This is a genomic window from Robbsia sp. KACC 23696 (genome assembly GCF_039852015.1).
In the GTDB taxonomy this organism is placed as follows: domain Bacteria; phylum Pseudomonadota; class Gammaproteobacteria; order Burkholderiales; family Burkholderiaceae; genus Robbsia.
Map to the genome: position 1 here is coordinate 1528900 of NZ_CP156626.1, position 12622 is coordinate 1541521.

Consider the following 12622-nt stretch of genomic DNA (forward strand, 5'->3'; position numbering starts at 1 on the left):
TGACGCCAGCGACACCGGTGTCGCCGGTGACTCCGGCCAGTCCGCTTACGTCGGCCGAGCCGGTGGGCGCGGGCGTGGTATCAGCCCCGGCGACGGGTATCGAAGGTATTGCAGCGGAGGTGGGGATTGGCTCTGAAGCCGCGCCGAAATAAGGCCAAGCCGGGCGCCGAGTTGCACGGCGCGTTTCGGCCTCGTCCGCGCGGCTTCGGTCGCCGTTATCGGGTTGAGGAAGACGGTCGCGGCGAGCCGCTGACCCCGCGTGAACAACGTCGTCTTGCGCGGCAGCAGTTTCTGCGCAAGCGCGGTATCTACCTGTTGCCGAATGCATTCACGACCGCCGCCCTGTTCTGCGGCTTCTATGCCATTGTTCAGGCAATGAATCTGCGCTTCGAGATTGCCGCGGTGGCGATTTTCGCGGCGATGGTGCTGGACGGGATGGACGGTCGCGTTGCTCGGATGACGCATTCGCAAAGTGCGTTTGGCGAGCAATACGACAGTCTCTCCGATATGGTGTCATTCGGCCTCGCGCCGGCGCTCGTGATGTACGAGTGGGTGCTCCATGATCTGGGGCGCTGGGGATGGCTTGCGGCCTTCGTCTATTGCGCAGGAGCGGCATTGCGGCTCGCGCGGTTCAATACGAATATCGCGGTCGTCGATAAGCGTTTCTTCCAAGGCCTGCCGAGCCCCGCGGCCGCCGCGTTGATCGCCGGATTCGTCTGGTTGTCGATCGACAACCGCTTGCCGGTCAAGGAATCCTGGTTGGCCTGGATCGCCTTCGTGCTGACGATCTATGCCGGCGTCACGATGGTGACGAATGCGCCGTTCTACAGCGGCAAGGCCTTGGACGTCCGCTATCGCGTGCCGTTCGGTGTGATGGTGCTGGTGGTCGTCGCGTTTATCGCGATCTCGTCCGATCCGCCGATCGTGTTGTTCGGCCTGTTCGTCTTGTACGGCCTGTCCGGCTATGTATTTTGGGCCTGGTCGACATTGCGGGCGCGTCGTCGATTGCCTGACCCGGGGGCCTGAGCGCCTTCTGCTGACCAAACGCTCTCAACGGCGGGAGGGACCGTGCCGACCTATCCCGGTTGCGTGCGGTTTCGCCCGCCGTTCTTGTTTGGAGGGCGGGCGGCTTAGCAAAGGCCGTCGAAGGCCCGCCGATCCGGATCACGCAGGGGATCCGGCGCTTTTTGCGTGCCACGCAGCACGCCGTCGTCGTCGAACAGGAAGACGAACATCCCGTACCAGACGCCGGCATCCATATAGCGATAACTCCAGGCCGCACGGTGCGATAGCGAGAAGTACTGCTTGCAAACCGGCTCGCCGAAATGCGACAGCACGTCCTTTTTAGTCCATTTGTCGGGCACGGCCTGATAGAAGTAGGCATTGTCGAGCACCTGGAATGTCTTGACGACCTTCCCGGAGGCATCGACATCGACGGCCAGCGTCGTTTCCCCGAACGGTTTGGTCGGCCATAGCAGGCGCGTGATGCCATCGTCCAGCGGGTAGCGTTCGCGCGGCTGTCCCAACGTCGAATACACCTGCGCCACCGCCGTTCCGGGCGGGAGTTTTTTCTCCGGCAGGGCGCAGGCCGTCAGCATCGTTGCGATTGCCACGGCAATTGTTGCGCCTGCGGCGTAGCGTTTTCCCGCGCCGTGCATCCGGCTTGGGGCGGAACGGGGTGCGCTGCCGGAAAAGGGCGTGCTGCCACCGGAGACGTCTCCGGTGGGCGGGGAGACAGGGGGCATCGGAGTGCGGGCAATCGACATTACGGGCCTTCTTGTTCTTTGTCGGGCTGAAAGGAGGGTGCCGGCCTCGCCGACATCGCGGCGACGGGACCGCGCATGACGCTGTGGAGCCCCGGTTCGCGGGTGTTTTCCGGCTGTAGCATGCACCTATCTTCGCATGATAAATAGCCTTCAGCGGGAAAGCGAGTTGTGGTAGACTCGGCGATTCAGTTTTGCTCGAATCTCGTCGGCGCGCAGCGGTAAGCGCGGGGATCGGCGATCGAGGAAAGCTGATAGCACGGCACGGCCCTTTCTTCCGTGACCGCATGTCCCTATAGGAAAACGAAGGAATATCATGTCTGTAGCTGAGATCAAGAAGTCTGAAATCGTTGCCAAGTATGCTCGCGCAGCGAACGATACCGGTTCGCCGGAAGTGCAAGTTGCGTTGCTGACGGCTCGTATCACCGAGCTGACGGAACACTTCAAGGCACACAAGAAGGATCACCACAGCCGTCGCGGTTTGCTGGCCATGGTCAGCCGTCGTCGTAAGCTGCTGGACTATTTGAAGAAGGGTGATGCGGATCGTTACCGCAACCTGATCGAAAGCCTCGGCCTGCGTAAGTAAATGATGAAGCGCGGTTGCCGGCGCTGAAATATGTGCTCAATGCCTGTGTCAGCCTACTGATACAGGCATTTTGTTTTTTGCGATCGCAAATGCGCGCCCGCAGCGTTCCTTGGTGATTTCGCCGCACCGCCGTGCCAGCATCGGCCGGGAGTGCGGCGTCGCTGGAGCGCGGTGTGCGGGACGCCACCGGTGTTCGATCGCGTGGACAAGGTATAGCGGATCCGCGCCCGGGTGCAGTGCGCCGCGCAGCCGTATAAAAAGGAGTGGTACATGTTCAATAAAGTCGTGAAGGAATTCCAATGGGGCCAACACAAGGTCCGCATGGAAACCGGGGAAATTGCGCGCCAGGCTAGCGGCGCCGTGCTCGTCGACATCGAGGACACCGTCATACTGGCCACCGTCGTCGGTGCGCGTACCGCAAAGCCGGGCCAGGACTTCTTCCCCCTGACCGTCGATTATCTGGAAAAAACCTACGCCGCCGGTCGGATTCCTGGCGGTTTCTTCCGTCGTGAGGGCCGTCCGTCGGAAGGCGAAACGCTGATTTCGCGCCTGATCGATCGCCCCTTGCGTCCGCTGTTTCCGGAAGGCTTCTACAACGAAGTCCAGGTCGTGATCCACGTTTTGTCGCTGAACCCGGACGTGCCGGCCGACATCCCGGCAATCGTCGGCGCATCGGCTGCCTTGGCGATCTCGGGTCTGCCGTTCAACGGTCCGGTGGGCGCCGCACGCGTCGGCTATATCGGCGGCGAGTACGTGCTGAATCCGAATCGCTCGCAAATGCCGGAATCCAGCCTGGATCTGGTCGTCGCGGCGACGGAATCGGCCGTGCTGATGGTGGAGTCCGAAGCGGACCAACTGCCGGAAGACATCATGCTGGGCGCCGTGGTCTATGGTCACGCGCAAATGCAGGTCGCGATCGACGCGATTCACGAGCTGGTCAAGGAAGGCGGCAAGCCCGAGTGGGATTGGCAGCCGGCACCGAAGAACGAGGGGCTGATCGCGCGCGTGAACGAGGTCGCCGAGGCGCCGTTGCGCGCCGCTTATCAATTGCGCGACAAGCAGCAACGCACGGCCAAGCTGCGCGAAGCCACGGCGCTGGTCGAGCAGACGTTGGCGTCGCAAGCTGCCGCTTCGGGCGAAAGCGCCCCGGACAGCACGTCGGTCGGCAACATTCTGTTCGATCTGGAATCGAAGATCGTTCGCGGTCAGATCCTGAGCGGCGAGCCGCGTATCGACGGTCGCGACACGCGTACCGTGCGTCCGATCGAGATCCGCACCGGCGTGCTGCCGCGCACCCATGGTTCCGCCTTGTTCACACGCGGCGAGACGCAGGCGCTGGTCGTGGCGACGCTGGGGACGCAACGCGACGAGCAGATCATCGATGCGCTCGAAGGCGAGCAGCGCGATCACTTCATGTTGCACTACAACATGCCGCCGTTCGCCACCGGTGAGACGGGCCGCGTCGGTTCGCCGAAGCGTCGTGAAATCGGTCACGGTCGTCTGGCAAAGCGCGCGCTGGCCGCCTGCCTGCCGACGAAGGAAGCGTTCCCGTACACGATCCGCGTCGTCTCGGAAATCACCGAGTCGAACGGTTCGTCGTCGATGGCATCGGTCTGCGGTGGCTGCCTGGCCATGATGCATGCCGGCGTGCCGTTGAAGGCGCACGTTGCCGGTATCGCGATGGGCCTGATTCTCGATGGCGGCAAGTTCGCCGTGTTGACCGATATCCTGGGCGATGAAGATCACCTCGGCGATATGGACTTCAAGGTGGCCGGTACCGATGCGGGCGTCACGGCGCTGCAGATGGATATCAAGATCCAAGGCATCACCAAGGAAATCATGCAGGTGGCGTTGGCGCAAGCGCGCGAAGGTCGTATGCATATCCTCGGCAAGATGCGGGCGGCAGTGGACGGCGTCAACACGGAGTTGTCCGAATTCGCGCCGCGCATGATCACAATGAAGATCAATCCGGACAAGATCCGCGACGTGATCGGCAAGGGCGGCTCGGTGATTCGCGGCCTGTCGGAAGAGACGGGCACGAAGATCGACATCAACGACGAAGGCAATGTCACGATCGCCGGCACCAGCAGCGAAGGGATGGAAGAGGCGAAGCGTCGCATCGAAGCCATCACCGTCGACGTGGAAGTGGGCAAGGTCTATGAAGGCACGGTCCTGAAGTTGCTGGATTTCGGTGCGATCGTGAACATCTTGCCGGGCAAGGACGGTTTGGTGCACATCTCCGAAATCGTCCATGAGCGCGTCAACAAGGTCAGCGATTACCTAACCGAAGGTCAGCAGATCAAGGTCAAGGTCATCCAGCTCGAGGAAAAGGGCCGGATTCGTCTGTCGATGAAGGCGTTGTTGGATACGCCGGCAGCGGCTGGCGAATAAGGCGCCGCCCGCGCGGGTCGCACGCGACACGCGTGGCAATCAGGCAAAATAGGGGATCGGCATGCAGAGCGTGCCGGCCTCCGCCCGATCGGCAAACGCCGGCGTCGCCAGCAGCGGACGCCGGCGTTTTTCTTTGTCGTATTGAAAGCGCTTACGCGCCCGTGACCGCTGCCCGAGCGCGGCCTGATCCGTCGATCGGCGAGGCCGTATTGCGTTGCGAACGTGTCGTTGAATTGACCAGCCCGGTTCCGGCGTCTTACAATGCCGTGTTTTGGTCCGGATTTATGAGCCAGCCTGTTGCTAAGGGCGGTGCCGAGGTAGCGCACCGTCTCGATGACAGACGCAGCTCCAGTCCCGTCCGGACGCCGCGAACCGCGCTTCCCCGATTTTTAATCAGAGAGAGCGAATCGCTATGTCCGAACAAAACCTGAATCCGCAGACCACTGCTGCTTCTCCCGCGTCGCACACCGGGGCGGGGCGTGTGCGGTGGGTCGTCGGTAACTGGAAGATGCATGGCAGCCTGGCGTCGAATGCGGCCCTTTTGCAGGCGCTGGCCTCGACGGTAGGGAAGCAGCCCGCCGCTGAGGCGGGCGTGGCGGGCGGCGTGAAAGTAGGCGTCTGTGTCCCGTTTTGCTACCTGGCGCAAGCGCAGCAGGCGCTGGCGGGTACCGCGGTCCGCCTCGGTGTCCAGGATATCTCGGGGCACGCGATCGACAAGGGTGCCTTTACCGGTGAAATTTCCGCGGCGATGGTGCGAGAGTTCGATGCGCAGCTGGTGATCGTCGGGCACTCGGAGCGGCGCGCGCTGCTGGGCGAGAGCGACGCAGCGGTGGTCGCGAAGACGCGTCAGGTGCTGGATGGTGGCATGACGCCGGTGGTCTGCGTCGGTGAGACGCTGGAGGATCGCGAAGCGGATCGCACCGAGGCCGTGGTGGGTGCGCAGCTCGATGCGGTATTGTCGGCCTTCGATGCGGGGCAGGTGCGCCGGATGGTCTTTGCGTACGAGCCGGTCTGGGCGATCGGTACCGGCAAGAGCGCGACGGCGCAACAGGCGCAGGACGTGCATGCATTCCTGCGAGCGCGTCTGGTCGCGACGAATGATGTGTTGGAACAGGTTCCGCTGTTGTACGGTGGCAGCGTGAAATCGGGGAATGCCGCGGAGTTGTTCGGACAACCGGACATCGACGGTGGCTTGATAGGTGGTGCGGCGTTGGTGGCGGAGGATTTCGTCGCCATTTGCCGTGCCGCATAGTGTGATTTTTACTTGAGGCATTCGACACGTCGAATGACATACGCATGGTGTTGTTGAAGTCCCTGATCATCGTCATCCAGGTTTTGTCCGCCCTTGGCGTCATCGGCCTCGTGCTGGTGCAGCACGGCAAGGGCGCCGATATGGGGGCGGCGTTCGGCAGCGGCTCGTCCGGCAGTCTGTTCGGCGCCTCGGGTTCTTCGAACTTCCTGTCGCGTACGACGGGTGTCCTGGCGGCACTGTTTTTCGTCTGCACGCTGGCGCTGACCTATCTTGGCAGCGCCAATCGGGAAGTGGCATCGGTGGGCGTCATGGGCGCGACGCCGGCCGCGGCGCCTGCCGCTACCTCGGCTGCGCCGGCCTTGTCGGGTAGCGCCGCCAACGCCGCGCCGTCGTCGACGGTGCCCGGCCAGGACGTGCCGAAGTAAGTTCAGCGCAGCCTAAGCACCCGATTTTCACGCCCCGTACGTCTGTCGACGGACGGGGCGATTGTGATAAAAGGGGTGCCGCATCCGTTGCATGCGCTGTTATTACAAAATTCGTCGAATGTGATTGAATATTGGCGGAAGAGCGGATACAATTTCGGTCTTGTCGCGGAACGAATAAGGTCCGTTAGACACAGATCGTGAGTAGATGCGGAAAGATGCGGTGCGTCGTGTAAGCAAGGTTTCGCTTTGCGGTGCCGTTTCTGAGGGATCGAGGTGGGGTGCGCGAGGGTTGGCAGCAGGGTTAAGCCCGATGTCGATTTTCTGCTGCAGGGTGTGCAATGGTCGGTGATTCGGGTTGTGTCGCCGGCTGTAGAACGCTTTCACTGCCTTGGTTTGTATCGCAATCGAAAATGGTTTATTAAGCGTTGCGATGCAGCAAATTGTCGCACATCGGAGTAAGATACCCGTGGCTTTGCAAGATCATGGGTATGAGCGCCAAGCACGATGAAACGTGCCGATGTAGCGTGCAAGCAGTACAAGTTTTAGCCGACGTGGTGAAATTGGTAGACACGCTATCTTGAGGGGGTAGTGACGCAAGTCGTATGAGTTCGAGTCTCATCGTCGGCACCATGATTCAGACAATGCCAGCCTGTTGCAGAGACGCTTCGGCTGGCATTGTTTTGTGAGGCGTAGGATCATCGCCCCGAAGCGGGGTGGTGATGTCAGGCTGGTACGGCAGATGCCGGGACCGTCATAACGCGCCGAAGCGCTTTGCTGTCAGCGCGCACTACTATCAAAAGAGGATTGCCGTGAACCTCGCACCCTATTTCCCCGTATTGCTGTTCATAATCGTGGGTGTCGCATTGGGTGGTGGTCTCATCACTGTTGGCAAGCTCGTCAGTCCACACAAGCCAGATGTCGAAAAGAACGCGCCGTACGAATGCGGCTTCGAAGCGTTCGAAGACGCGCGTATGAAGTTCGACGTACGCTACTATCTGGTCGCTATCCTTTTCATCATTTTCGATCTCGAGACGGCCTTCCTGTTTCCGTGGGGTGTGTCCCTGCGCGACGTCGGCTGGCCTGGTTTCGCGGCGATGATGGTGTTCATCCTCGAGTTCATCCTTGGTTTCGTCTTCCTTTGGAAGAAGGGCGCGTTGGATTGGGAGTGAGCATTACGCCAGATGGGGCGATAATGCGTCGGTGAATGGTTCGTGCAGGGCGTCGGGCGGGAAGGGCGGAAAGCACATTCGCCTCGAGAATCGGCGATCCTGGATGACGCCACGCATCGATGGCGGTAAATAGGCGCCGCGCCAGGTCCCGGGCGGCGGGTAGAACGAGGGACGGTATCGCCAGTCGACGCGGGCGAAACGCGCGCATCGATTCGACGAACCGGCGGCAAAGTCGGCCGGTTGCATACGACGTGAGTGGACGACGAGTCGACGACGGGCCGCGGCGTGTGTTTCGCGAGATGCTCAATGTGTCTTGCGATACCAGGAGTCAGAGATGAGTATCGAAGGGGTCTTGAAAGAGGGGTTCGTCACCACCTCGGCAGACAAGCTGATCAATTGGACGCGTACCGGTTCCTTGTGGCCGATGACGTTCGGGCTTGCCTGCTGTGCGGTGGAGATGATGCATGCCGGTGCCGCGCGTTACGACTTGGATCGTTTCGGCATCGTCTTCCGCCCCAGTCCACGTCAATCCGATCTGATGATCGTCGCCGGCACGCTATGCAACAAGATGGCACCGGCGCTGCGCAAGGTCTACGACCAGATGGCCGAGCCGCGCTGGGTGCTTTCGATGGGCTCCTGCGCGAACGGCGGCGGCTACTATCACTACTCGTATTCTGTCGTTCGCGGCTGTGATCGGATCGTGCCGGTGGACGTCTACGTTCCGGGCTGCCCGCCGACGGCCGAGGCGCTGATCTACGGCATCATCCAGCTTCAGGCAAAGATCAAGCGGACGGCGACCATTGCGCGCCCATGATTTCCGCTTCGTATCCGGCACATCGTCTGGCGCGCCGCTGCCGCCTGCGGCACGTGCGCGACAACGCCGCTGTCGAGTCTGTTGTTCGAACCCGCGCCTGTTTTCACTATGACAAGTAAACTCGACACCCTGCAATCCGCACTAGAAAGCGCGCTCGGCGACCAGATCGTTCATCTCGTCGAAGCGTTAGGCCAAGTCACCCTCACGGTGAATGCAGAAGATTACCTGAAAGTTGCCGAGACTTTACGCGACAATTCGTCGCTGGCTTTCGCGCAGCTGTCGGATCTGTGTGGCGTCGACTATTCCGCATACGGCGACGGGGCTTATGACGGGCCCCGTTTTGCTGTCGTCGTGCATCTGTTGTCGCTCGAGAAGAACTGGCGCCTGCGCGTTCGCGTGTTCGCGCCGGACGACGACATGCCGATGGTCGCGTCGCTGATCGATGTCTGGCGTTCGGCCGATTGGTACGAGCGCGAGGCCTTCGACCTGTTCGGCATCATTTTCGACGGTCACCCGGATCTGCGCCGCATCCTGACCGACTACGGCTTTGTCGGGCATCCCTTCCGTAAGGATTTTCCGGTGTCCGGCTATGTCGAGATGCGTTACGACCCGGATCAGAAGCGGGTGATCTACCAGCCGGTGACGATCGAGCCGCGCGAAATCATTCCGCGCGTGATTCGGGAGGATTCGTATGGTGGCTTGAAGCACTGATTGCGCAGCGCGTTTGCGTGGCAGCACGGAACAAAACCGCGCGGTATGAGCGACGCGCGATGCCGCATGACAGCATGCGGTTGAAATGGAAGCGGGGCCTGGCATGGCAGATATCAAGAACTACACATTGAACTTCGGACCCCAGCACCCGGCAGCGCACGGTGTGCTGCGCTTGGTGCTGGAGCTGGACGGTGAAGTGATTCAGCGCGCCGATCCGCACATCGGCCTGTTGCACCGCGCGACCGAGAAACTGGCGGAGTCGAAAACCTTCCTCCAGTCCGTGCCCTATATGGACCGCCTCGACTATGTGTCGATGATGTGCAACGAGCACGCCTACGTCATGGCGATCGAAAAGTTGCTCGGCATCGACGTGCCGATTCGCGCCAAATATATCCGCGTGATGTTCGACGAGCTGACCCGTCTGCTGAACCATCTGATGTGGATCGGTTCGCACGGCTTGGACGTCGGCGCAATGGCACTGATGTTGTATGCCTTCCGCGAGCGCGAAGATCTGCTCGATGTCTACGAAGCCGTGTCCGGCGCGCGGATGCATGCCGCTTACTATCGGCCGGGCGGTGTCTATCGCGACTTGCCGGACGCAATGCCGCAATACAAGCCGTCGAAGGTGCGCAATGCGGCGGCGCTGCGGCGATTGAACGATCAACGCAGCGGCTCGGTGCTCGATTTCATCGAGGACTTCACGAACCGTTTTCCGCACTACGTCGACGAATACGAGACGCTGCTGACCGACAATCGGATCTGGAAGCAGCGTCTGGTCGGTATCGGCGTGGTGGCGCCGGAGCGCGCGTTGCAACTGGGTCTGACCGGCGCGATGCTGCGCGGTTCCGGCATCGAGTGGGATCTGCGCAAGAAGCAGCCCTACGAGGTCTACGACAAGATGGATTTCGACATTCCGGTGGGCGTCAATGGCGACTGCTATGACCGCTATCTGGTCCGGATGGAAGAAATGCGTCAGTCGAATCGCATCATCAAGCAGTGCATCACCTGGCTACGAGCGAATCCGGGTCCGGTAATGACGGACAACCACAAGGTGGCGCCGCCGTCGCGGGTCAATATGAAGAGCAATATGGAGGAGCTGATCCACCATTTCAAACTCTTCACCGAGGGTTTCCATGTGCCGCCGGGCGAGACCTACTCCGCCATCGAACATCCGAAGGGCGAGTTCGGCATCTATCTGATTTCGGATGGCGCGAACAAGCCGTATCGCTTGAAGATTCGCGCCGGCGGGTTTGCCCACTTGTCGGCATTCGACGAGATGGCGCGTGGCCATATGATCGCGGATGCGGTGACGATCATCGGGACGCAGGACATCGTGTTCGGGGAAGTTGACCGCTGACGGTGGCAGGACGGCAGGAAACGGTATTTATGGCTTCGCGGGCAGGCGCCCATGCTGATACGAAAAAGAGCGATCGGCAGGGCGGGCGCGAAGAGAATCGAAACAAGGCAGCAAACCAGGCAAGCGAAGCGTTGTAGTCCGGTGTGTCGACGTCCATGAGACAGCAGCACACGGCAACGGCCGAGCCCCTGACTGAATAGCGAAAGAAGACGATCATGCTTTCTGCTGAAGCGATGAAGGAAATCGACCGTGCGGTCGCCAAGTATCCGCCTGAACAGAAACGTTCGGCGGCGATGGCGTCGCTTGCGGTGGCACAGGACGAGTTGGGTTGGGTCTCGCCCGAGGTGATGCGATTCGTCGCCAACTACCTCGGCATGCCGGCGGTGGCGGTGCAGGAGATCGCGACGTTTTACAACATGTTCGACACGCGCCCGGTCGGCCAATACAAGATCACCTTGTGCACGAATCTGCCGTGCCAGTTGCACGACGCGGACGATGCCGCCCAATACCTGAAACAGAAGCTGGGTATCGATTTCAACGAAACCACGGCCGATGGCCGCTTCACCTTGCGTGAAGGCGAATGCATGGGTTCGTGCGGCGATGCCCCGGTGCTGCTGTTGAACAACCAGAAAATGTGCAGTTTCATGAGCCGCGAAAAGATCGACGCGCTGCTGGCCGAGCTGTCGGCCGTGCCGTTGAAGACGACGGCGGGTGGTGCGCATCCGATCGATCACGCCGCCGACGCGCGGCATGTGGATCACGCCGACCATGACGGTGCACACGCAACGCTGAACGAGCGTCCGGCCCCGATGCCGGGCGAGGAGACGGCACGATGACCTCCCTGCACGATCGCCATATCAACCCGCTGATCCTCGCCGGACTGAACGGCGAAAACTGGGATCTGAAGGGCTATGAGGCCCGCGGCGGCTATAAGCAACTGCGGCGCATTCTCGAAGAGAAAATCGCGCCCGAACAGATCATCGCCGACCTGAAGGCGTCCAGCCTGCGCGGTCGCGGCGGCGCCGGCTTCCCCACGGGCCTGAAGTGGAGCTTCATGCCGCGTCAGTTCCCGGGACAGAAATACCTGGTCTGCAATTCGGACGAGGGCGAGCCGGGTACGTTCAAGGACCGCGACATCCTCCGCTACAACCCGCACGCGCTGATCGAAGGCATGACGATCGGTGCCTATGCGATGGGGATCACGGTCGGCTACAACTATATCCACGGCGAGATTTTCGAGGTCTACCGCCGCTTTGAAGAAGCGTTGGAGCAGGCACGCGAGGCGGGCCTGTTGGGCAACAATATTCTGGGCACCGGTTTCTCGTTCCAGCTGCATGCGCACCATGGTTACGGTGCCTACATCTGCGGTGAGGAGACGGCGCTGCTCGAATCGCTGGAAGGCAAGAAAGGCCAGCCACGTTTCAAGCCGCCATTCCCGGCCAGCTACGGTTTGTTCGGCAAGCCGACGACGATCAACAACACGGAAACCTTCTCGGCCGTGCCCTTTGTGCTGTCCGTCGGTCCCCAGGCCTATCTGGAATTGGGCAAGCCGAATAACGGCGGCACGAAGATTTTTTCGGTGTCGGGCGACGTCGAGAAGCCGGGCAATTACGAGGTGCCGCTCGGTACGCCGTTCGCGAAATTGCTCGAACTGGCCGGTGGCATGCGTCACGGCAAGAAGTTGAAGTCGGTGATTCCGGGGGGCTCGTCGGCACCGGTCGTGCCGGGCTCCATCATGATGGAAACCGACATGGACTACGACGCGATCGCCAAGCAGAAGTCGATGCTCGGCTCGGGCGCCGTCATCGTCATGGACGAAACGCGCTGCATGGTGCGCGCGCTGTTACGTCTGTCGTACTTCTATCACGAGGAATCGTGCGGTCAGTGCACGCCGTGCCGCGAGGGCACCGGCTGGCTTTATCGCATCGTCAATCGGATCGAGCACGGGAAGGGTCGCAAGGAAGATCTGGACCTGTTGAAGTCGGTGGCCGACAACATCTCCGGCCGTACCATCTGCGCGCTCGGCGATGCCGCGGCGATGCCGGTGCAGGGGATGCTGCGTCACTATTGGGATGAATTCGAATACCACGTCGAGCATAAGCGCTGCCTTTGCGGACCCGGTGCCCAGGGTGCCTTCACCGGATTGGTGGGAGC

The 12622-nt window shown here is 61.2% G+C and carries 9 protein-coding genes, 1 tRNA gene and 3 pseudogenes; 12 read left to right on the top strand and 1 reads right to left on the bottom strand.

Features of this window, described 5'->3' with window-relative positions; all coding sequences use genetic code 11:
- Window positions 1–267: 267 nt before the first annotated feature.
- Window positions 268–1026 (top strand): annotated as a pseudogene (gene pssA, locus ABEG21_RS06325) (CDP-diacylglycerol--serine O-phosphatidyltransferase); the annotation flags it as partial.
- Window positions 1027–1130: 104 nt separating this feature from the next.
- Here pssA and ABEG21_RS06330 read toward each other — a convergent pair.
- Window positions 1131–1766, bottom strand: coding sequence for a hypothetical protein (locus tag ABEG21_RS06330; protein WP_347556378.1), 636 nt, complete (start codon window positions 1764–1766; stop codon window positions 1131–1133).
- Window positions 1767–2079: 313 nt separating this feature from the next.
- Here ABEG21_RS06330 and rpsO point away from each other — a divergent pair, with 313 nt between their 5' ends.
- From rpsO to nuoF, 11 genes and pseudogenes are all read left to right on the top strand, one after another.
- Window positions 2080–2349 carry a 30S ribosomal protein S15 gene (gene rpsO / locus ABEG21_RS06335; protein WP_347556379.1) on the top strand — a complete coding sequence of 90 codons (270 nt, stop codon included), beginning with the start codon at window positions 2080–2082 and terminating at the stop codon, window positions 2347–2349.
- Between the two features lie 270 nt (window positions 2350–2619).
- Window positions 2620–4740 carry a polyribonucleotide nucleotidyltransferase gene (gene pnp / locus ABEG21_RS06340; protein ID WP_347556380.1) on the top strand — a complete coding sequence of 707 codons (2121 nt, stop codon included), beginning with the start codon at window positions 2620–2622 and terminating at the stop codon, window positions 4738–4740.
- Between the two features lie 412 nt (window positions 4741–5152).
- Window positions 5153–5992, top strand: coding sequence for a triose-phosphate isomerase (tpiA, locus tag ABEG21_RS06345; RefSeq protein WP_347556381.1), 840 nt, complete (start codon window positions 5153–5155; stop codon window positions 5990–5992).
- Between the two features lie 44 nt (window positions 5993–6036).
- The gene (gene secG / locus ABEG21_RS06350) at window positions 6037–6417 is read left to right on the top strand and encodes a preprotein translocase subunit SecG (RefSeq protein ID WP_347556382.1); all 381 of its coding nucleotides are present in this window, start codon (window positions 6037–6039) and stop codon (window positions 6415–6417) included.
- Window positions 6418–6962: 545 nt separating this feature from the next.
- A tRNA-Leu gene (locus ABEG21_RS06355) sits at window positions 6963–7047 on the top strand.
- A gap of 179 nt (window positions 7048–7226) precedes the next feature.
- Window positions 7227–7586 carry an NADH-quinone oxidoreductase subunit A gene (locus ABEG21_RS06360; protein ID WP_024902195.1) on the top strand — a complete coding sequence of 120 codons (360 nt, stop codon included), beginning with the start codon at window positions 7227–7229 and terminating at the stop codon, window positions 7584–7586.
- 334 nt (window positions 7587–7920) lie between these two features.
- Window positions 7921–8400, top strand: a complete 480-nt coding sequence (locus tag ABEG21_RS06365) for an NADH-quinone oxidoreductase subunit B (protein WP_024902196.1) — start codon at window positions 7921–7923, stop codon at window positions 8398–8400.
- A 108-nt stretch (window positions 8401–8508) separates the two neighbouring features.
- The gene (locus ABEG21_RS06370; protein WP_347556383.1) at window positions 8509–9111 is read left to right on the top strand and encodes an NADH-quinone oxidoreductase subunit C; all 603 of its coding nucleotides are present in this window, start codon (window positions 8509–8511) and stop codon (window positions 9109–9111) included.
- A gap of 103 nt (window positions 9112–9214) precedes the next feature.
- Complete coding sequence (locus ABEG21_RS06375) at window positions 9215–10468, top strand: NADH-quinone oxidoreductase subunit D (protein WP_347556384.1); 1254 nt, start codon at window positions 9215–9217, stop codon at window positions 10466–10468.
- 215 nt (window positions 10469–10683) lie between these two features.
- Window positions 10684–11154: pseudogene (nuoE, locus tag ABEG21_RS06380) on the top strand (NADH-quinone oxidoreductase subunit NuoE); the annotation flags it as partial.
- A gap of 146 nt (window positions 11155–11300) precedes the next feature.
- Window positions 11301–12578 (top strand): annotated as a pseudogene (gene nuoF / locus ABEG21_RS06385) (NADH-quinone oxidoreductase subunit NuoF); the annotation flags it as partial.
- Window positions 12579–12622: the final 44 nt, after the last annotated feature.